This window comes from Streptomyces venezuelae (assembly GCF_008642315.1).
Lineage (GTDB): Bacteria > Actinomycetota > Actinomycetes > Streptomycetales > Streptomycetaceae > Streptomyces > Streptomyces venezuelae_D.
In genome coordinates this window covers 556,263-578,036 of record NZ_CP029192.1, presented here as the reverse complement: position 1 = coordinate 578,036, position 21,774 = coordinate 556,263, and the positions used below count along the sequence as shown (strand labels likewise).

The following is a 21,774-nucleotide window of genomic DNA, read 5'->3' as shown; positions in this document are numbered from 1 at the left end:
CCAGCTACTCCCAGCGAGGTCGACCAACATGCCCGAGCACGTCCTGGTCATCGGCAGCGGCCGAGACCTGCCCACCCGGCTGCGCCGCGCCAGGGCCGGCACCCGCACCACCGTCATCTGCCGGCTGGACTACCTCTCCAAACTCCGTGAGACGACGGAACACACCCGGATCGTCGGGGTGAGCCCCGACGCGCCGGACGACGAGTGGATCGCGTTCGCAGAGGCCGTGCACGCCCGGCACCCGTTCACCCGGATCGTGGCCTTCGGCGAGCGGGACCAGGACAAGTGCGCACTCGTCGGCCAGGCGCTGGGCCTGGCCGCGCACTCCCCGCAAACCACCACTCTGGTCTACGACAAACACGCCATGCGGGCCCGGCTGCGCGAAGCCGGCATCGACACCACGGCCTGCGCCCAGGTCTTCGACGTGGAGGAACTTCGGGCGTTCCTCGCCGCGCACGACACCCCCTGCATCGTGAAACCGGGCAACGGCTCCTTCAGCAAGGGCATCTCCCTGGTCCGTGCCGCCGAGGAGGCCGCCGACGCCTTCGCACGGGCCGGCGGCGGACCCGGGGACGCCGACGCCACGCCGGTCCTGGTGGAACAGTTCCATGAGGGCCCGCAGTTCAGCGTCGAGGCGTTCTCCGAGGACGGGGACCACCAGATCGTCGCGATCACCCGCAAGTACTCCGACCCGCTGAACTTCGTCGAACTGGGCCACGTCAGCCCCGCACCCCTCACCCCCGCCCAGGAAAAGCAGATCCACCACTACGTGGAACGAATCCTGGACGCCCTCGGCATCGGGGCCGGCGCCACCCACACCGAAGTCGTCCTCACCGAGAGCGGACCGCAGTTGATCGAGACGCACGTCCGCATGGGCGGCGACGAGATCCCGGCCCTCGCTCACGACGTGACCGGCGTCGACATCGCCGACTGCCTCATCCGCCACACCCTCGGCGAGAAGGTCCTGCCCGGCATCCGCGCCGCCCTGGCCGCACCGCGCACGCCCCGCAGTTCGGCGATCTGGTTCGCCGCGCTGCCCGCCCCCGGAGTGCTCGCGGAGACCACGGGAGTGGACGAGGCCCGCGCGATACCCGGGGTGACCGAAGTGCAGCTGCTGGTTCCGCCGAACGCCACCGTCGACACGCTCCAGTCCTCCACCTCCCGGGTCGCCCACGCCCGCGCGACAGCGCCCAGCGCCGACGAGGCCCTGGCCGCAGCCCGAGAGGCGATCCACCGCCTCACCTTCCACCTGCGCGTGCACGCCGCCGACCAGGGAGCACTGTGACGACCTCACTGCCGCGCCCCGCCACCACCCCCCACCCCCAACGCATCACCCTGGCCGACTTCCACGACGCGGCCCGGGACGTACTGCCCGCCCCCGCCTACGACTACTTGCAGGGCGGCGCGGCGGACGAACGGACCGTGCGCTGGAACGCCGAGGCCTACGAGCGGCTGGCCCTGCTGCCCCGGGTCCTCACCGGCACCGCGGGCGTGGACACGCGCTGCACCCTCTACGGCACGGAACTCCCCGCCCCCGTCCTCCTCGCGCCGACCGCCTCGCACGGCCTGTTCCACCCCGACGCGGAAGCGGCGACCGTGCGGGGCGCCGCCGCGGCGGGAACCCTCACCACGGTGAGCACCTTCTCGACACTGACGCTGGAGGAGATAGGCGCAGCCGCCACCGGACCCTGGTGGTTCCAGCTCTACGTACAAAGGGACAGGGCCCTCACCAAGGACCTGGTGCTCCGGGCCCGCGCGGCAGGCGCCACGGCCTGCGTCGTCACGGTCGACACCCCGGTGACCGGCCTTCGGGAAAGGGACCTGCGCAACGGATTCGCCCTGCCCTCCCACGGCACGCCCGCCAACCTGACCGGCCACGCCGCGAACCCGCCCCGGCACACGGCCGACCCCTCCCACCGCACCATCCACGACCCGCGGATCGACCCCGCCGTCGCCTGGTCCGACCTCGAATGGCTGCGCTCGGTCTCCGGGCTGCCGGTCCTGGCCAAGGGCATCGTGCGCCCCGACGACGCCCGCCGAGCCGCGGAGTCGGGCATCGGCGTCTGGATGTCCAACCACGGGGGCCGCAACCTGGACACCGCGATCGCCCCGCTCGTCACCTTGCCCGCCGTCGCCGAAGCCGTGGCAGGCCGGGTCCCGGTCCTCGTCGACGGAGGCATCCGCCGGGGCACCGACGTGGTGAAGGCACTGGCGCTCGGCGCGGACGCCGTGGCGATCGGCCGCCCGTACGTCTGGAGCCTGGCCGCGGCCGGCGCCGAAGGAGTCGCCGCCGCCCTGGCCGCCCTGCACCGAGAGACCGAACTGGCCCTCACCCTCCTCGGCGCCCCCGACCTGGCGGCCCTGACCCCGGACCTGGTACGCCCGTCCTGGTGATCCGGACGGTACGGCCCGGACCACGCGGTACCGGGCCGTTCGGGTATCCGGCACGGAGGGGGAACCTCGTCGGGGCACGGCGCGGCGCGGACGTGCGTGGCTGTGACAGACCGTCCGCTCGGACTTGCCCAGCACCTGGGCACCAACCGCATACGACCGGAGGCCAGGTGGCGCCGGCGCTCCAGTTCAAGTAGACGCTGGACCGCCGCCGCCCTCTTCGTGTCTCTGGAACCAGGCGACGTGGACCTCGTCATCCAGCACACCATGGATCGATCGGCGATGGCTCCAGCACTCCCTCAACGCGCATATCAACGGACGCGATTCCTACGTACCGATGAAACAGGCTCCGCGTGGACGCACCGCGGGCTGTCCTTCGGGGACGTCAGCCAAACGTGAGCGCGACGTGAGCGGCGACCAACAGGGTGAGGGTCATCAGCGGGGAGCAGCCGCGGTGATGTACCGCGGTCGGTCGCTTCCTCACTCCTCTTTCTCGAAGGCGTGCCCATGGGTGAAAAGGAACTGTCTTGTAGGTCGTTAGCGACGCTCGGGGCTGCGGTGTCGGCGAGCGTTCGGCAACGGGCGTCCCGGCGTTCCAACCTCCCGTTCCACGCCCACGACTTCTGTGCTGGTCAGAGCATGTGTCGGCGTTCCAGCGTCCCGTAGTGGTCGTCATCTGTGGCGGACAGGACGGATCACTGAACAAGCTGCGGTCATCCCAGCCACCCGCTGGACGAACCACTTCCGCACCCTTCAGCACCACGGAGATCCAGTTGCGTTCGAGCCTTGTCGCCCGTTCCGCCTGCTTCGCCCTCACCGCAGTCGCCGCGCCGGCCCTCACCGGCGCCGCGACGGCCGCCGCCACGGCCGACAGCCGCAGCACCGCCGCACCGGCCCGCGTGCCCGACGACCTGACCCCCAGGGGCACCGAGGAGACGCAGGCGGGCGGCCACCTCTTCCTCAACGCCAAGGCCGAGCCCGGCATCTCCAGCTGACGCCTTTTCCGGCTGACCAGCTGTACGGTCTGACCTCTTTCACCAGTTGACCCGCTTCTCCTGTCGGCCTCGGTGAACGCTGCCCTCCCCATAAGCGCTCGGCGGATCGCCCTGCCGTAAATCCCCTCCCTCTGCCTTCCCAGACCCACGCAAGGAACAACACGTGACCATTACGTGGCGAGACCAGACCAGTCAGAAAATCGTTGTGGAAGAGAAAGTCGCTGGACACGACAGCGGCACCTGGACATACCAATTGTCGGATCAATGGTTCGGCATCGTCACGCCAATACGAGGTGTGTGCCAGGTCGAACGTCGCGACGACAACGGTTGGCGACGTACCACGCTCAAACCTGGAGAGGTCTGCTTGGTCGCACCCAACAACCTGATCCGGCTCAGTAAGACACCGCCCAGACTTCTCCCGTTCGAAGTCGTTTACATCCAGCTTTCCACTGAATTCCTTCAGCGGGCACTGGACAGACACACCACCGCTCCTGTCCGTGATGTTTCGGAATTACAGTCACTGCGCGCCTTCGATCCGCATGTCGCATCCATGGCGCAAACACTGCTTCACGCCCGGAAGACAGGTGCAGGAGAGGGCTACGCCCTGAGTGCCGCCCACTACCTGGCCGAATACCTGCTCCATCCCTTCCGTTCCGCATCACCGAGCACGGGAGGTCTCAGCCCGGAACAACTGCTCACACTGCGGGCCTACATGGAGATGCACCTGTCCGAGAACATCACACTCGACCAGTTGGCCAAGGAAGCACGTCTCAGCCGGTACCACTTCCTGCGCCGATTCTCTGCCACCACGGGGAAGACGCCCATGCGGTACTTGACCGGGTTGCGCATCGACGCTGCCCGCCACTTGCTCACAGCGGGCAGCGACCCCATATCCCAGGTCGGCAGGCTCTGTGGTTTCCCGAATCCGGAGAACTTCGCTCGGGTGTTCAGGAAGAACATGGGCTGCTCGCCCTCTGAGTACCGGCAGAGAGGACAACATCCGCCCTCTCCTTGAACGCTCAGGCGATTGCCTCAAAAGTAATCGGAAGGGATGCAAGGAAGCGGAAGTTGATGCTTTCCAGCCACTCGGGCTGGGCCACCTCGCACTTCCAGTTCGTGGTCCGACGCAGCAGCGCCTGCAGTGCGACGTCGATCTCGGTGAGGGCCAGTGAGGCGCCCAGGCAATAGTGGATGCCGTGCCCGAACGACAGGTGATCAGCGGCCGGTCGAGAGACATCCAATGTGTCAGGGTCGGTGTATCGGCGGGGGTCGCGATTCCCTGAACCAAGAACCAGGGTCACCGACTGGCCGGCTCGGATCAGGTGGTCACCGAGGTCGATGTCGGCGAGCGCCTTCCGAGTGGTGAACTGGACCGAACTGTCGTATCTCATCAGTTCGTTCGTGGCAGGGGTGATCAGCTCAGGATCTCTGCGCAGCCGCTGAGTCTGCTCGTCGTTGTTCAACAGGGCGAGGACCGCGTTCCCGATCAGATGCGTGGTGGTCGCCTGCCCCGCGTCGATGAGCAGCAGGAAGTTGGCGAAGACTTCGTCCTCGGTGTAGTCGGCTGCGCGGAGTTGGGGACTGATCATCCGGCTGAAGAAGTCGTCGGCCGTGCCGTTCCGGCGAGCGGTGGCAGTGCGGTCGAAGGACTCCCTCAGCGCCTGTATCCGCGCGTTCTGGGCGTCGGACTGGGTGAAGAACTCATGCAGCAGCCCCTGCCAGCTCTCCAGGAGGTGGGTGGCGTCGGCGGATACACCTGCCAGTTTCGCGATGACGCCACGGCTGAGCGGTTCCGAGAAGTCGTGAATGATGTCCATGCGTCCGCTCGGCAGGACCTTGTCGAGCAGTTCGTCGGCCAACTCCTGGACATGAAAGCGTAGTTCCCGGGTGAGGCGGGGAGAAAGGCTGGGCCTGATCAGTCGGCGCAGCCGGGTGTGATGCGGCGGATCATTGAACAGCATCATGTCCGACAGCGTGCGAGCCAGCAGTTCAATGTCCCCACGGGCCTGTTCGGGGAGGCTCTCGTGGAAATCCGATATTTTGGCTACAGAAAGACGCTTGTCCTTCGAGAGATCGACGATTTCCGGATGGCCGAGCACCGCCCAGGTCTGCATCCAGTCATCCCACTGCACCGGTGATTCGGTACGCAACTCGGTGTAGAACGAGTATGGCTCCGCCGCATGTCCGGGATCGAGGAGGTGGGAAAGATTCGTCGTATGGGGAGTGCGCATGGAAGGTCCCCCAGCATCGGCCTGACAGATTATGAGTAATCTACGGGGTTTAAGTGCTGCACCCGTGATGGGAATATCGAGCAGGCTAGCGATGCCCGCGAGCTGGCGTCAAGTGTCGTCGGCAAAGCGCGGCAGGCGGTTATTGCGCTCTTCTGGACACATGTTGCGCGCCGTCTCGCCAGCCCTTCTTGTGGCGTTGACGCTGAGGTGAGCGGATGTCAGAGTGCATTCTCTCCGGTCTGAGCGGAGTTCAGTGACCGTCCGATGAGCGTGTACTGCTCATGGTGGCCCGCCACTTCTGCCCGTGGGAATGCAGTCTGTTTTCGGGAGTTGAATCGGGCGGCATCAGTCGAGAATTAGTGTGGGAATTTTGATGACCTTGTCAGAACAGAGCTTTGTGTCGAACGCTCCACACGACGAGCTCAGCCCAGTCCATGCAGAAGTGGCCCGGATGGCCGGCAGTGATCCGCAGAGGGTCGCCGTTCGGAGCGGGGGCACCGAGCTGAGCTACGGCGAGCTCGATGCCTGGGCCAGGCGCCTCGCAGCGTTGGTCCGTGCGGCAGGTGCGGGCAGAGGCGAGCGAATCGGTGTGCTCGTCGAACCGTCACACGCGATGATCGCCGCCGTGCTCGGCATCCTGTACGCCGGTGCCGCGTACGTCCCGGCAGACCCGGCCCACCCCGATCAGCGGATCGCCGATGTGTTCGCCGACGCGGGTGTGTCCGCCGTGATCGTCGCAGACGGCACGTCTGACCGACTGACCACGCTCACGTACCCGGTCATTCGAGCGGAGGATGCCCGAGAAGGAGAAGGAGAGGAGATCACTGCGGCGGCAGTCGCCGTGACACTCGATGACGCCGCTTACGTCATCTACACCTCGGGCAGCACCGGCGAACCCAAAGGCGTCCTGGTCGAGCACCGGCAGCTGTCCGCTTCCACTCGGGCACGCCGCGAGGTGTACCCCGGCGCTCCCGTCTTCTTGCTTGTGTCCCCCCTGGCCTTCGATTCCTCGATTGCCGGGGTGTGGGGGACCTTGACCGCGGGCGGATGCCTGGTCGTAGCTGCATCCGACGAGATCCGCGATCCCGAGCGGCTGGCCGACCTGGTGGAACGACGGCAGGTCACCCGGCTGCTCTGTGTGCCGCTGCTCTACAACGCACTGCTGGACGCGGCGGCACGGCAGGGCACGCGGCTGGACGCGCTGGATACGGTGATCGTGGCCGGCGAGGCGCTGACCGAGGCATTGATGGAACGCCATTTCGCGTTGCTCGGCCGCACCGTCGCCCTGGTCAATGAGTACGGCCCGACCGAAGCCACTGTGTGGGCCAGCTTCCGCCGCTATGAGGCCCCTGGGCCGGTATCCATCGGCGGGCCGGTGCCTGGTGTCCGCCTCTACCTGCTGAATGAGCAGCTGGAGCCGGTCCCACGCGGTGTGAGTGGCGAGTTGTTCATCGGCGGGACTGGTGTGGCGCGAGGCTACTTCGGCCGCCCTGAAGCGACTGCCCAGGCCTTCATCGGCGACCCTTTCACCGACGTCGAGGGCGCCAAGATGTACCGCACGGGGGACCTCGCCCGCTGGAACGACGATGGTGAGGTGGAATTCCTCGGCCGCCGCGATCAGCAGGTCAAGATCCGTGGTCATCGGATAGAGCTCGGCGCGGTCGAGGCTCATCTGCGTACCGCACCAGGGGTCAGCGACGCCGTCGTGGTGACGAACACGGAGCGGACCCAGCTCGTCGGGTTCGTCCTGTCGCCTCCTGACAGCTCTCCAGAACTCATCCGCGAGCATGTGGCCCGCAGGCTGCCGCAAGCCATGGTTCCGAACTGGATTCACGTGCTCGATCGGTTTCCTGTGACTGCCAACGGAAAAATCGACCGAAAAAGCCTCAGTGCGCTGGCAGAAACCCATCCGGAATCCCGGACAGAGGATGGAGCCGCCGCCCCCACGGACGACACGACCGGACGGGTGTCCGCCGCGTGGGCCGAGGTACTGAAGCGGAAAGACGTGCCGGTCGAGGTGAACTTCTTCGATCTGGGCGGCCACTCGGTCAAGCTCTTCGAGCTTCAGAACGCCCTCGAGCGACATGCGGGAGTTCGGCTCTCGGTTGTCGCTCTGTTCTCGCACACCACGGTGGCGGCGCAGGCAACGCTGATCCGTGACGGCGTTCCCTCGGACGAGGGTTCGGCTGTGGTCGCGCAAGCGGCATCAACGAGGCGCTCTCGTGCGCTGCGCGCACGGCGCCAGCGTCTTGAGGGAGGGGAGCGGCGGTGACACCCGGAGTACCAGGATCTCATCACCCCGACCCACCTGTTCCGGCACCCGAAGCTCCGTTCCAAGAAGGGCACGACACGATGACGACCGAGGAAGCCGCACAGCACGACCTTGAACAAGCGGTGGCTGTCGTGGGGATGAGCGGACGCTTCCCCGGCGCCCCCGACCTCGACGCCTACTGGGCCAACCTGCGCGACGGCGTCTGCTCGCTGTCCGAGTTCACCGAGAAGGAACTGCTCGCCGACGGGACGGACCTGGCCGAGCTGCGCAATCCCGCGTTCGTCCCGGTACAGGGGTACCTCGCTGACGCGGACCGCTTCGAGGCCGAGCTCTTCGGCTTCAACCGTACCGAGGCGGCCGCCCTGGACCCGCAGCACCGGGTGCTCCTGGAGACCGCCTGGTCGGCGCTGGAGGACGCCGGGTACGCCCCGCTGAGCGCACCGTCCCGCACCGGCGTCTACATGGGCGGCAGTTCGACGGAGCACGCCCTGGCCGCCGAGACGGCCCCGGCGCTCGCCGCGTCGATCGGCGAGATCCAGGTGCGTCTCCTCACCGACCGCGAGTTCCTGGCGCCCTGGATCTCCTACCGGTTGGGTCTGGACGGGCCGAGCATGATGGTCCAGACGGCCTGCTCGTCCTCGCTGACGGCGGTCCATGTCGCCGTCCAGGCCCTGCTGCTCGGCGAGTGCGACACCGCGCTCGCGGGCGGCGTCTCCATCGGCGCCCCGCGCAAGGAGGGCTACGTCTACTACCAGGGCGGGACCTCTTCCCCCGACGGCCGCTGCCGCCCCTTCGACGAGAAGGCGGCCGGCACGGTACCGGGCAGCGGCGTGGGCGTGCTGGTGCTGCGGCGGCTGGAGGACGCGCTCGCCGACGGCGACCCGGTGCGCGCGGTGATCCGGGGCACGGCCGTCACCAACGACGGGGCCGGCAAGGTCGGCTTCACCGCCCCGGGCGTGGACCGGCAGACGGCGGCGATCACCGAGGCGTGGGCCGCGGCGGGGCTGGAGCCTTCGGCGGCGCAGTACGTGGAGGCGCACGGGACCGGGACCGAGCTCGGCGACCGGATCGAACTGGCGGCGGCGAGCGCGGCGTTCACCCCCCGCGCCGGTCTCGACGCCCGCGCCGGTCTCGACGCCCGCGTCGGCATCGACGGCGGCGTCGGCATCGCGCTCGGTTCGGTGAAGTCGAACATCGGGCACGCCGACGCGGCGGCCGGCGTGGCGGCGCTGATCAAGACGGTCCTGATGCTGGAGCACGCCACTCTGGCCCCGACGGTGAACGTCACGAGCCCGATGGCCGCCCTGCGGGACTCGCCGCTGCGGCTGGTGACCGAGACCCGTCCATGGCCGCGCAGGCCGGACCTGCCCCGGCTGGCCGGCGTGACGTCGGTCGGCATGGGCGGCACGAACGTGCACGCGGTGGTTCAGGAGGCACCGGTACGCGAGCCGCACGCGAAAGTCAACGCCCGTCCCACGGTCCTGCCGCTGTCGGCCCGCACTGACCATCAACTCGCCCTCGTGGCAGCACGGTTGGCGGCGCGTCTGCGCGAGGCCGACACACCCGCCCTCGCCGATGTCGCGCACACCCTGCGCACCGGCCGGGTCGGGATGCCCGTGCGTGCCTACGTGGTCGCCGCCGGCGTGCGGGAGGCGTCGGACAAGCTCATGGCGCTGGCCGAGGGCCAACCGGATCCGGTGCGGGACCCGTCGGGGGAGGCGTGGCTGCGCGGGGAGGAGGTGGCATGGCCGGCGCTCGACGGCGAGGTGCGCCGGGTACGGCTCCCGTCGTACCCGTTCGCGGGCGAGAGGTACGGCGCGCTGACGCTGCGCGGCACGGCCGCTCAAGTGCCGGTCGCCCAGGCGTCGGCCGGGAGCGCGGCGCCCGCACTGAGAAGTGAACTGGAGGACAGAGTCACTGAGTTGGTGACCGAGGCGTTGGATCTCGACGGGCCCGCCGGTCTGGAGAAGACGTACCTCGACGCGGGCGGCGACTCGCTGACGTCCGTGCATCTGGCCGGACGGCTCCGCGACGAGCTGGGCATCGACGTACCGATCGAGCTGTTCCTGGAACCGGTCACGCTCAAGGAAATGACGATCCGCATCGTGGAGTTCAAGGAAGGCGGCGAGGGCGTCGGGCACCCTGCTCGCCGAGTTGCGGCCGCGCGGCGGCCCACCTTCGCCTCGGTGCACGGGGAGGGCGCGACCGAGGTCCACGCGAAGGACCTCACCCTCGACAAGTTCCTCGACGCGCACCTCCTCGCCGATGCCCCCGCGCTGCCCCGTGTCGAGCGTGAGCCGCGCACCGTGCTGCTGACCGGCGCGAACGGCTACCTCGGCCGCTTCCTCGCCCTGGAATGGCTGCGCACCCTGGCGCCGGCCGGCGGCCGACTGATCGCCCTGGTGCGCGGCAAGGACGCCGCCGCGGCCCGGCAGCGGCTGGACGCGGCCTTCGACAGCGGCGACCCGGAGCTGGTGCGGACGTACGAGGAACTGGCCGCGGGCCATCTCGACGTCGTGGCGGGTGACATGGCGGAACCGCGACTCGGCCTCGACGAGGCGGCCTGGGACCGGCTGGCCGACGAGGTCGACCTGATCGTCCACGCCGGAGCGTCGGTGAACCACCTCCTGCCCTACCCGTACCTCTTCGACGCCAACGTCGTCGGCACCGCCGAACTCGTCCGACTGGCCCTCACCCGCCGGACGAAGCCGGTCACCTACATCTCCAGCGTCGGGGTCGCCGACTCCTGCCGACCGGCCCTCGACGAGGACACCGACGTCCGCGTCGCCCTACCTGCCCTCAGCGTCGACGACGGCTACGCCAACGGGTACGCGACCAGCAAATGGGCCGGCGAAGTGCTGCTGCATGAGGCGCACGACCTGTGCGGACTGCCGGTCACGGCCTTCCGGTCCAGCATGATCCTGGCGCACAGCCGGTACGGCGGACAGCTCAACGTCACCGACGTGTTCAGCCGCCTCCTGTTCAGCGTGCTCGCCACCGGGATCGCGCCGCGCAGCTTCTACCGCGCGGACGGCGAACGCGCCCACTACGACGGCCTGCCGGTCGACTTCACGGCCGCCGCCATGGTGGCGCTGGGGGGCGGCGGAACCTCTGGAATCCCCTCCGGATATCGGACGTTCAGCCTCGTGAACCCCAACGACGACGGCGTCTCCCTCGACGCCATCGTCGACTGGCTCGCCCAGGACGGCCACGCCATCGAGCGGGTGGACGACTACGCCGAGTGGTACCTGCGGCTCGAGGCTGCGATGCGCGCCCTGCCCCAGGCACAGCGGCAGTACGCGGCGTTGCCCATCCTGCACGGCTACAAGGAGCCCGAGGACCCGGTGACCGGATCCGTCATCCCCTCCGACCGGTTCCGCGCCGCCGTCCGGGCCGGCGCGATCGCCGGGCACGGGGACATCCCGAGCGTCACGCGCGACCTCGTCGCCAAGTACGCCCGGGACCTGAAGAACCTGATGACAGCGGGGCGCCCCTTGGACGGCGGCCACGTCAACCCCTGACGTGCCGCCAGGGACGCGGGGCCGGGGTCGTCCCCCGTCCCCGGCCCCGCGTCAGGACCGGGTCTCCGGTGCGCTCATCGGCCGGGCGTGAACCGTATCGGCAGAGCCTTGATCCCGTATACGGGGGTCAGATCCGGAAACCACTCGATCGCGGTGTCATCGGCGACGGTGTAGTCCGGCATCCGGTCGAACACTTCCTCCAGCATCGCCGTGAACATCTCGCGCACCATGGCCGCGCCCACGCAATAGTGCTGGCCGGCACCGAAAGCGAGGTGGCGGCCGGCGTCGCGGTCGAGGTCGATCCGGTCCGCGTGCGGGAAGACGGAGTCGTCGCGGTTCGCCGCGGCCCACCCGAGCAGCATCTGCTCACCCCGGGCGATGCGCTGCCCGCCGAGCTCGACGTCCTCGGCGGCAATCCGGCCCGTGCCTTGAACGGGCGAGACCCACCGCAGGAACTCGTCCACGGCGGTGCGGATCATCGAGCGGTCGGACATCAGCCGGGACCGCATTTCGGGTTGCTGGGCGAGGGTACGGAGCGCGATCGCCGTCACACTCGACGTCGGATGGATGCCGAGCAGCAGCAAATACATCATCGAGATGATGTCGTCGTCCGGTATCGGTGCTCCGTCCACCTCACTGGCCGCCAGGTGCCCGAGCAACCCCCGCTTGTCGCCGTCCCGTTGGGTGTCGAGTGCCTCCACCAGTTCCAGGCAGATCAGTTGCGCGCATTCGCGGGCCGTAGCCGGATCATGGGGAGCGGCGAAAAGCGCCCGGTAGAGCAGCGAGTCGATGTCGAACCACCGCTCCTCCGGCAGTCCGATGTCCCGCATGGTCAGAATGCTGGGCAGCTTCTCGGTCATCGCCAGAACGATGTCGCACTCGCCGCGCTCGATCACCTCGTCGATACAGGCCGCCGCCAACTGCCGGACCTCGCCGGCACGTGCGGCGACCTGCTTCGGGGAATAGAAAACGGAGATCAGCTTGCGGTACTTCAGGCACTCCGGCGAGTCAAGTTCCAGCGGTATCATCCGGTTGCTCTGCCCGAGTGAGGGAATGGTCACCCCCTGCACCGTGCCGTCCGCCCTGTCCTGCGCGGTCTGGAAGGTCCGGGCCTCGCGGGCCGCCGAGGAGACCTCCTGGTGGCCGGTCGTGACCCAATATCCGTCCCAGGCGCGGCTCCACTGCACCGGGCAGGATTCGCGGAGTTTCGCGTAGGTCGGAAACGGGTCGACGGCTATCGCCGGGTCGTGGCTGTCGTAGTCGAAACCTGCTCGCATGTCCACCAAGGAAATCACCTTCGCTGTCACGGAGTTTGCTCGGAATAGCGCTCCGAAACCCTAACAGTCGAATCGGCGACGGCAGATGACGCAGCAATATTGATCGAACATCGGGCAACGATCGACAACAGCCTATTCTGGGCCTCCGGAATTAGCCTCGATTCTTCGGCGGGGTTTGGTGGTTGGCCTTTGGTAGTTGGGTTTGGTAGTTGGGGCTTGCCGGAGGTGAGTCGTGGCTTCGCTGGGGCCCGTCAGGCCGTGGTGGGCAGCGCGTTCTCCAGGAGGGTCTCTGCCGCTGTCCGCGCGTGCCGGCCGTAGTTCGACTCGCCCAGCACCATGGCGCGGCTGGCGGCCCCGTCCGCGAGGGTCACGAGTTGCTCGGCGAGGACGGCGGGCTCGCGGCAGCCCAGTTCCGTCACCAGGTCGGTCACCAGCCGCACCATCAGCAGTTTCTGTTCGCGCGCGTAGGAGTGGACCGCATTTCGTGGGTCGGGGAACTCCGCGGCGGCGTCGATGAACGGGCATCCGCGCACGGGATCCGTGCCGGTCGGGGGCGGGTCGAACAGCGCGAGGATCCGCTCCTTGGCGGGGATGTCCTCGCGTGCCAGCACGCCCTCCAGGGTGCGTCCCGTCGAGGAGAGGTCCTTGAGATGAGCGAGGACCAGCTCGTCCTTGGTCCTGAAGTGCGCGTAGAGGGTGCGCTTGGACACCGGCGCCCGCTCCGCGATCTGCTCCATGCCGGTCGCGTTGATCCCCTGCGCCGCGAACAGTCCGGCCGCGGCGGCCAGGATGCGCTCCCGCCCTCCGCGCCCCGGCCGTCGAGACGCCGTCGTCGTCGTGGTCATGACGTAAGTATACGTTCCCGTTTACTTCGGAGGAGTCGGCTGGCTATAGTGCCGCCTCAAGTAAACGATCACGTTTACTTTGCCGATCCTGAGGAGAGTTCCATGAGCGGACCGGTCCGCACCCGGACACGCATGAGTGAGGCACCCACCGGCGGGACACAGTCGAGCGGGACACAGCCGGGCGGGACGCGAACGTCGGAGTACGCAGAGCAGCTGATCCGCGGGCGCCGCGCGACCCGCGCATTCCGTCCCGACCCGGTACCCGAGGACATCCTGCGCGAGGTCTTCTCCCTGGCCGGCGCCGCGCCGTCCAATTCCAACGCGCAGCCGTGGCGGGTCGAGGTGGTCGGTGGCGCACGGCGAGACCGTCTCGCCGACGCCCTGCGCACGGCCCACGCCGAGCGACGCGTCACGGCCGACTACCCGTACTCCGAGGAGATGTACGGCCCCGTACACCGGGAACGGCGGGCCGCGTTCGGTGCCGGTCTGTACGGAGCGCTGGGCATCGGCCCCGACGACCACCCGGCTCGAGCGGCCTACGACGCGGAGAGCCTGGGCTTCTACGGAGCGCCCCATGCCGCGTTCCTGTTCGTCACCGGCGACGGCGGGCCGCGACTTGCCGCCGACGCCGGCGCCTACCTGCAGACGCTGCTGCTGGCCATGACCGGCTACGGCGTGGCCAGTTGCCCGCAGGGCCTGCTCAGCTTCTATGCCGACACCGTCCGCGACCAACTCGGAGTGGACGAGGGGAAGCTGCTCGTGGGGATCTCCTTCGGCTACGCCGACGAGAGCGCGCCGGTGAATCGGGTCGCGGCCGGCCGGGCGGACCTGGCGGCGACCACCACATTCCACGCCTAGAGTCCACCCGACGCATGGGCAGCAACGCAGATCCCGCAGCGGGCAATATCTGTCAACTCCCCATATCGGGGAGGACATACATTGCTCCGCAGAAGACCTCACCCCCTCGATCTGTTCGGCCCGGGAGTTTGAGGAATCACAGTCATTGGACCAGAAACGCGAGATCGGCATTTCTGCCGAACTGAATCTACTTACCTCTTGTGATCTCTGTATGGGGTCGCGGTTGCAGGGTCGCGAGGACAAGGTTCTGGAGAACGATGAATTTTGATGGGGCATTGCTCGAAGACTGGATGCGCGACCACTATCATGACGCTGCGATAGACATCGGGTCGAGTGGAGTTCTTGACTACTCCCTCGGACAGGTGCGAGAACTCGCCGGCATCGAGCCCGGTGATCTGGACGAGATCGTCTTCCGGGACAGCCCGTGCCTGGGCCGGGACGACCTGCGCGAGGCCATCGCCTCGCGCTGGGGGGACGGCGACGCGCACAAGGTGATGCTCACGCACGGCGGCAGCGAGGCCATCTACGTCGCGCTCCAGACCCTCCTCGAACCAGGCGACCAAGTCGTCGCCCTGCACCCGGCCTACCACTCGCACGTTTCCGTCGCGGAGTCCATGGGGTGCGAAGTCCTGCGCTGGCAGCTGCGCGAGGAGGACAAGTTCCGGCCTGACGTGGAGGAACTCGCGAGGATCGTCACCGCGCGCACCAAGGTTATTGTGGTCAACTTTCCGCACAACCCGACCGGCGCGACACTCGACCTTCCTGGTTTCCGGCGACTGCTGGAGATTGCTGACAGTGTTGACGCCCATCTCCTGTGGGACGGCGCTTTCACGGACCTGGTCTACGACGACGCACCGCTGCCGGACCCCGGACTGACCTATCCGCGCACCGTGTCGATCGGAACCTTTTCAAAGGCCTTTGGTCTGCCCGGCATGCGATTCGGATGGTGCATGGCCGACCCGGAGCTGCTGCGGGCGATGACCAACCTGCGCGACCGCATCACCCTCAGCCTCTCCCCGCTTCTCGAGTACATAGCGCTGCGCGTCGTACAGCGTGCGGACGTGTTCATCGCTCCCCGGCTGCAGAACGCCAAGGCAAATCGGCGCCTGTTGGCCGATTGGGCCGCGCGGCACGAGGACCATGTCGACCTTCCGCTGCCCCTGGGCGGAGTGACGGCGTTCCCGCGACTGCGCCCGTGGCGGGACACGACCGAGCTGTGCCGGCGGCTGGGGGAGACCAGCAACGTACTGCTCGTCCCCGGCCGGGCATTCGACCACCCGTGCCGCGTCCGGCTCGGTTTCGGCGGCGATCGCGGCCAACTGAGCAAAGGCCTGGACATTTTGGGCGCTGAGTTCGCCGCAAGTCTCCAACCGTGAGCCAAGTCTCCAACCCTGAGGCGAGCCTCCAACCCTGAGGCGGAAAGGAACCCTGACGAACATGCAGAGCATCGAACTCTCAGACATCGAGCTGAAGACAGTCAACGAAGTACTCACTTCGCTCACGGCCAAGTTCCAGTCGGTCAGTGACCCGGAGTTCGTCCGGCAGTGCGCGGTGTACGCACACGAACTGCCGCAGCGACTGCGGGCCGAGTTGAACGCGTTCCGCCTGGAGGCGTCCGGTGGCGTGCTGTCCATCCGCGGCTTCCGGATCGACGACGTCGCCGTCGGGCCCACTCCCGAGCACTGGCGCACCCATGTCGGCCGGGCGTCCACGCTCCCCGCGGAGGTGTACTTCATGCTCTGCGCGTCCCTGTTGGGCGACCCCATCGCCTGGGCGACACAGCAGGACGGCCGGATCATGCACGACATCTTCCCGATCAAGGGTCACGAGAACGAGCAGCTCGGCTCGGGCAGCGAAGAACTGCTGACCTGGCACACCGAGGAGGCCTTCCACCCCCTGCGGGCCGACTACCTCGGCCTGGCCTGCCTGCGCAACCACGACCGGGTGGCGACGACCTTCGCCTCGGTCGACGACCTCGAGCTCACTGATGAGATCAGGGACCTGCTCGGTCAGGAGCGGTACCCGATCAAGCCCGACCGCTCGCATCTGCCGCACCACGACGAAGACAGCCGGGAGATGTCGACGCGCGAACGCGAGCTGCTCTCGCGCAGCTACGAATGGATCATGGCCAAGGACAGCGTGCCCGACCGCGTCGCCATCCTCTTCGGCGACCGCGACGCACCCTACCTGCGCATCGATCCATTCTTCATGGAGGACGCATACGCCGACCCGGACAGCGCCCGCGCAATGAAGGCCATCGTCGCGGAAGTCGACCGCAACATACGGGATTACGTGCTCGAACCGGGTGAACTGATCTTCCTGGACAACTACAAGATCGTGCACGGCAGGGTGCCGTTCACGGCCCGCTTCGACGGCACGGACCGCTGGCTCAAGAGGCTGAACGTGGCGCGCGACCTGCGCAAGTCGCGCGATCGCAGAACCAGCCACGACGCGCGAGTGATCCATTGACGACCCACAGCGCCTCGGCCCACGGGGCCGGACGGACCGTACCCGGAAACGACTGGGAGACGTCAATGTCGACTGCCCAAGACTCCGCGACGCAACCAAAAGACAGCCAGGACCGCCGCGTTGACCTGGATTTCCCCCTTTCCCTGGCACAGGAGCGGATCTGGGTCTCCGAGCAGCTCGCCGATGCCGGCTCGCACTACGGAGCCCCGGTCGTGTTCGCCCTGCGCGGCGAGCTGGACCCCGGGCTGCTCGAGGTGGCTCTGACCCAGATCGTTGAACGGCACGAAGTGCTGCACTCCGTGGTGTCCGTCGCCTCTGGCTCGCCCCGGTTCGTCGTCGCCCCTGCCCGCCCCGTAAGGCTCGATCAACAGGATGTGGCCTCTGAGCAGGAGATGACCGAGCGGGTGAGCGCCGCGACGGAAGCTCCGTTCGACCTCTTGCACGGACCGCTCGTGCGGTTCGGCTTGTACCGCCTCGGTCCCGCGGATCACCGCCTGCTGGTGGACATACATCACCTGATCTTCGACGGTGTCTCGGCCGGCGTGTTGGTCCAGGAACTCGCCGAACTTCTTGCCGCGGGGGCCGAGGGCCGCACACCCGAGCTCCCCGTGCTGCCTGTCGCCTACGGGCAGTACGCCGTCGCGGAACGTCGCTCGCTCGCCGAGGGCCTGTTGGACAGTCAGATCGAGCACTGGTGCACCCAGCTCAGGGACGCGCCCCTCGCGCTTGAACTGCCCACCGACTACCGGCGTCCCGCACGCATGAGCTTCCATGGCGCCAGCCACTCCTTCACCTTGCCGGCTTCGCTGGGCGTCGAACTCGCGGAGGCGGCCCGCCGCTGGAGCGTCACCCCCTACGTGGTCATGCTCGCCGGCTGGGCCGCCGTTCTCGGCCGGTACGCAGGCCAAGAGGACATGCTGGTGGGCACCCCCATGGCCGGTCGGACCGAGCCGGGCACCGAAGACATGATCGGCATGTTCGTCAATGTCCTGGCCCTCCGGGTACGCCCGGAGCGAGACCAGACCTTCCTCGGCCTGGTCAACCAGGTACGCCGGGCTTCCATCGAAGGTCTCGTCCACCAGGAAGCGCCGATCGAGAAGGTCATCGAGCGACTTCGTCCGCCACGCGACCCGAGCCGCAATCCGCTGTTCCAGACGGCGTTCGTCTACGACGAGGCGCTTGAGGAGTCCCTGCACGTCGCGGGAGTGACGATCGAGGGCGCCGCACCGCCACCGCGCACGGCCAGCAAACTCGACCTGAGTATCGAGGTCGTCGAGCGGGACGGCCGACTCGAAGCGGAAATCGAGTACGCGACCGACCTGTTCGGGCCGGAGACGATCCGCCGCATCGCCACGCACTACACCACCTTCCTCGCCAACGCGGTCCGCTCGCCGAACCGGCCGCTGTGCGAGATTCCACTGGCCTCGCAGGAGGAGCACGCTCTGCTGGTGACGCGGCAGAGCGGGGACGGCGCATCGTACGATCCCGTCGTCCTGCCCTCGCTCTTCGAGGCCCAGGTCGCGCGGCGCCCCGACGCCTGCGCGGTCTCCTGCGGCGACTTGCGGTGGAGCTACCGGCAACTCAACGAGCGGGCCAACCGGCTTGCCCGAGCTCTGATCGCCCGCGGAACGGGACCCGAGGAGCTGGTGGGGGTCGCGTTGCCCAGCGGCCCACTCCTCGTCCTGGCCCTCCTCGCGATCAGCAAGGCGGGTGCCGCGTTCCTCCCGCTCGACCCGGCCTACCCGGCCCAGCGGATCGAGTACATCGTCGGCGACGCGCGTCCCGCCCTGCTGCTGACCGATGCCGCCGGCGCCACGGCCCAGCCCTGGACGACGCCGATCCTGATCCTCGACGAACAGCAGACCGGGTGTGATGCGGGCACGGACGCATCGAACCTCTCCGACGCACAGCGGTCGCACCCCCTCACCCTCGCGCACCCGGCGTACATCATCTACACCTCCGGTTCGACCGGGAGACCCAAGGGTGTGGCGGTCACTCACGAGGGCCTCGCCGGGCTCTCCGGCGCGCAGATCGAGGCATTCGGCGTACGGTCCGACAGCAGGGTCCTGCAATTCGCCAGTCCGAGTTTCGACGCCTCCGTCTCGGAGCTCTGCATGGCCCTGCTCAGCGGGGCCACGGCGGTGTTCGTCCCCGGCCTGCACGATTTCGTCGGGGGCTCGTTCGAAGCAGTGCTCGTCCGAGAGACCGTGACGCACGTGACCCTGCCGCCGTCAGTACTCGCCTCGCTCTCCCCCGACGAGGATCTGCCCGGGGACCTGACGATCGTGGTTGCGGGGGAGAGCCTGACCGCCGACCTCGCCGCACGCTGGTCCGGGCGTTGCAGTGTGTTCAACGCCTACGGACCTACCGAGGCCACGGTGTGCGCGACGCTGATCGGCCCGCTGACGGGGAACGAGGGGAACGAGCCGCCTCCCATCGGCCGGCCGATCGCCGGCACCCAGATCTTCGTCCTGGACGAGGCCCTGCGGCCGCTGCCGGTGGGCGTGGCGGGCGAGCTGTACCTCGGCGGCGCCGGGCTGGCTCGCGGATATCTCAGCCGACCCGACCTCACTGCGGCCGGTTTCGTCGCCTGTCCCTTCGGTCCGGCCGGGGGACGGATGTATCGCACCGGAGATCGGGCCCGCTGGCGTGACGACGGCAATCTCGAGTTCGTCGGGCGCCGGGACGACCAGGTCAAGATGAACGGCTTCCGGATCGAGCTCGGCGAGATCGAGAACGTGATCGCAGCACACCCAGAGGTGGAACAGACCGCCGTGGTGGTGCGCGAGGACAGGCCGGGGCTGCGGCAAGTCGTCGCCTACGTAGTGGCCGAGGCGCCCGACGAGGAGATCCTCGCCCACGCCGCGTCACGGTTGCCCGGGTACATGGTCCCGTCTGCCGTGGTGCGCCTGCAGAACCTGCCGTTGACCACGAACGGCAAGGTGGACCGGCGCAACCTGCCTGCGCCGGACGACCGTACGTCCGTCCCCGATCGCAGCCCGGGCACCGCGCGCGAGCAGCAACTGTGCAAGCTGATCTGCGAGGTTCTGGACCTCGATGCGGTCGGCGTGGACGAGAGCTTCTTCGAACTCGGCGGCCAGTCTCTGCACGCGGTGCGTCTGCTGAGCCGGATCCGCGGTGTCATGGGCGTGGAGATCGGTATCAAGGCCCTGTTCCAGGCGCCCACCGCGGCGTTGCTCGCGGCGCAGATCGACTCCGGTCAGATCGCCGTCATCACTCGGCCGGCACTCGTCCCGAGCCATCAACGGCAGAGCGCCGTGTGGGACCAGTCATGATCCCTCTGTCGTTCGGGCAGCTCGGACTGTGGTTCATCCATCAGATGAATCCGGGCAACTCGATGTACACCATGCAGCTCGCTTGGCGGCTGACGGGGCAGCTGGACCGCACAGCCCTTGAGGAGGCATTGCGGGACGTCGTGCAGCGACATGAATCGCTTCGCACGGTGATCCGGGACGGTGCGGGCGGGCCGCACCAGGTCGTCCTGGACATCTCGGAGTACGCGGTGAGCCTTGAGTACGAGGAGCTTGCCGAGGCAGAGCTGTATCCGGCGATGTACGAGGCCTCGGAGCACCCGTTCGACCTTGTGCGCGACCTGCCCCTCAAGGCATGGCTGTTCGCACTGGGGCCGCAGGAGCACGTGCTGCTCATATCGATGCATCACATCGTCAGCGATGGCTGGTCGCTCGGACCGCTCACGCGGGACCTCGCCCGGGCCTATGCGGCACGGCGCCGTGGCGGCGAGCCGAACTGGCCGCCGCTGCCTGTCCAGTACGCCGACTACGCACTCTGGCAGAGGCGTTTGCTGGGCAGCGAGGAGGACCCGGACAGCCTGGCGTCGCGACAGCTCACGCACTGGCGCTCGGTGCTCGACGGCATTCCCCAGGAACTGCGGTTGCCGGCGGATCACCCGCGCCCACCGGTGTCCGACTTCGCCGGGGGCACGATCGAGTTCACCCTCGACGCCGATCTGCATACGGCACTGGCCGAGGTCGCCCGTGCCGAGAACGCGACCATGTTCATGGTGTTGCAGGCCGGGTTTGCGGCGCTCCTGAGCAAGCTCGGTGCGGGCGCCGACATTCCGATCGGCTCACCCGTGGCCGGCCGCATGGATGACGCGCTGACCGATCTCGTCGGGTACTTCGTCAACATGCTGGTGTTCCGCGTGGACGTCTCCGGCGACCCGAGTCTGCGGGACCTGGTCAAGCGGGTCCAGGCCGTCGCCCTTGATGCCTACGACAACCAGGACATCCCCTTCGATCACCTGGTCAGGGAACTCAACCCTGCCCGCTCGCGGACCCGGCACCCGCTTTTCCAGGTCATGTTGACCCTGGCGGACAACACCGACGCCGGGCTCGAGTTCGACGGATTGACCGATGTGCCCTTGGACATCGACGCCGGCAGCTCGATGTTCGACTTGGCGTTGAGCCTGCGGGAGAACTTCGGCCTGGACAAGGAGCCGGCGGGGATGGATGCGCTCCTGGAGTACCAGCTCGACCTGTTCGAACCGGAGACCGCACAGCACGTGGCCGACGGTTACCGGCGAATGCTGGCCGCTCTTGCCGCGGACCCGGATGTGCCGATCAGCACGGTCGACGTGCCACGCATATCGAGTTGAGCGGTCGCTGACGAATTTCGACGACTTACCTATGGGAGTGAAAGCAGTGGCGAATCCGTTCGAGGACCAAGACGGTGTGTACCTGGTGCTGGTCAACGCTGAGGGACAGCACTCGTTGTGGCCCGCCGCCATCACCGTGCCCAACGGCTGGACCGTGGTGCACGGCGAATCCGGGCGAGAGGACTGCCTGGCGTACGTGAAACGGAACTGGACGGACATGCGGCCCAAGTCCCTGGTCGAGGCGACAACCTCTTGAGCACCCCTCGGACCTGAATCCAG

The 21,774-nt window shown here is 67.9% G+C and carries 15 protein-coding genes; 12 read left to right on the top strand and 3 right to left on the bottom strand.

The features are described from left to right. Positions 1-28 precede the first annotated feature (28 nt). From DEJ48_RS02625 to DEJ48_RS02610, 4 genes are all read left to right on the top strand, one after another. Positions 29-1,285 (top strand): ATP-grasp domain-containing protein, encoded by a 1,257-nt coding sequence (locus tag DEJ48_RS02625; protein ID WP_150214088.1) that lies wholly within the window; start codon positions 29-31, stop codon positions 1,283-1,285. After that, positions 1,282-2,394: an alpha-hydroxy acid oxidase gene (locus DEJ48_RS02620; RefSeq protein WP_223831849.1), complete on the top strand. Its 1,113-nt coding sequence runs from the start codon at positions 1,282-1,284 to the stop codon at positions 2,392-2,394. Before DEJ48_RS02625 ends, DEJ48_RS02620 begins: the two co-directional genes overlap by 4 nt. Positions 2,395-3,164: 770 nt before the next feature. Further along, a complete protein-coding gene (locus tag DEJ48_RS02615) occupies positions 3,165-3,386 on the top strand; it encodes a hypothetical protein (RefSeq protein WP_150214086.1) in 222 nt (73 codons plus the stop codon). 163 nt (positions 3,387-3,549) lie between these two features. After that, on the top strand, positions 3,550-4,401 hold the full coding sequence (locus DEJ48_RS02610; RefSeq protein ID WP_150214084.1) for a helix-turn-helix domain-containing protein: 852 nt from the start codon (positions 3,550-3,552) through the stop codon (positions 4,399-4,401). Positions 4,402-4,405: 4 nt separating this feature from the next. On the opposite strand, the gene DEJ48_RS02605 is transcribed toward DEJ48_RS02610, so the two are convergent. Beyond that, positions 4,406-5,617, bottom strand: coding sequence for a cytochrome P450 (locus tag DEJ48_RS02605; protein ID WP_150214081.1), 1,212 nt, complete (start codon positions 5,615-5,617; stop codon positions 4,406-4,408). A 373-nt stretch (positions 5,618-5,990) separates the two neighbouring features. Here DEJ48_RS02605 and DEJ48_RS02600 point away from each other — a divergent pair, with 373 nt between their 5' ends. Beyond that, on the top strand, positions 5,991-7,889 hold the full coding sequence (locus DEJ48_RS02600) for a non-ribosomal peptide synthetase (protein ID WP_150214079.1): 1,899 nt from the start codon (positions 5,991-5,993) through the stop codon (positions 7,887-7,889). Positions 7,890-7,969: 80 nt separating this feature from the next. Next, positions 7,970-11,410, top strand: coding sequence for a thioester reductase domain-containing protein (locus tag DEJ48_RS40135; RefSeq protein ID WP_223831848.1), 3,441 nt, complete (start codon positions 7,970-7,972; stop codon positions 11,408-11,410). Positions 11,411-11,484: 74 nt separating this feature from the next. Here DEJ48_RS40135 and DEJ48_RS02580 read toward each other — a convergent pair whose 3' ends face one another. Both DEJ48_RS02580 and DEJ48_RS02575 read right to left on the bottom strand, forming a co-directional pair. Beyond that, positions 11,485-12,717: a cytochrome P450 gene (locus DEJ48_RS02580; RefSeq protein WP_150214077.1), complete on the bottom strand. Its 1,233-nt coding sequence runs from the start codon at positions 12,715-12,717 to the stop codon at positions 11,485-11,487. 221 nt (positions 12,718-12,938) lie between these two features. After that, positions 12,939-13,532, bottom strand: a complete 594-nt coding sequence (locus DEJ48_RS02575; RefSeq protein ID WP_150214075.1) for a TetR/AcrR family transcriptional regulator — start codon at positions 13,530-13,532, stop codon at positions 12,939-12,941. Between the two features lie 132 nt (positions 13,533-13,664). Here DEJ48_RS02575 and DEJ48_RS02570 point away from each other — a divergent pair, with 132 nt between their 5' ends. The 6 genes from DEJ48_RS02570 (at position 13,665) to DEJ48_RS02545 (ending at position 21,751) form a co-directional block, all read left to right on the top strand. After that, the gene (locus DEJ48_RS02570) at positions 13,665-14,390 is read left to right on the top strand and encodes a nitroreductase (RefSeq protein ID WP_150220901.1); all 726 of its coding nucleotides are present in this window, start codon (positions 13,665-13,667) and stop codon (positions 14,388-14,390) included. A 257-nt stretch (positions 14,391-14,647) separates the two neighbouring features. Beyond that, a complete protein-coding gene (gene vioD, locus DEJ48_RS02565) occupies positions 14,648-15,766 on the top strand; it encodes a capreomycidine synthase (protein ID WP_150214073.1) in 1,119 nt (372 codons plus the stop codon). A 61-nt stretch (positions 15,767-15,827) separates the two neighbouring features. After that, positions 15,828-16,859: a guanitoxin biosynthesis L-enduracididine beta-hydroxylase GntD gene (gntD, locus tag DEJ48_RS02560; protein WP_150214071.1), complete on the top strand. Its 1,032-nt coding sequence runs from the start codon at positions 15,828-15,830 to the stop codon at positions 16,857-16,859. Positions 16,860-16,924: 65 nt separating this feature from the next. Then, complete coding sequence (locus DEJ48_RS02555) at positions 16,925-20,155, top strand: non-ribosomal peptide synthetase (protein ID WP_150214069.1); 3,231 nt, start codon at positions 16,925-16,927, stop codon at positions 20,153-20,155. After that, entirely contained in the window at positions 20,152-21,495 is a 1,344-nt protein-coding gene (locus DEJ48_RS02550; protein WP_150214066.1) for a condensation domain-containing protein, read from the top strand. Before DEJ48_RS02555 ends, DEJ48_RS02550 begins: the two co-directional genes overlap by 4 nt. Before the next feature lie 46 nt (positions 21,496-21,541). Next, positions 21,542-21,751: an MbtH family protein gene (locus DEJ48_RS02545; RefSeq protein ID WP_317850897.1), complete on the top strand. Its 210-nt coding sequence runs from the start codon at positions 21,542-21,544 to the stop codon at positions 21,749-21,751. Positions 21,752-21,774 lie beyond the last annotated feature (23 nt).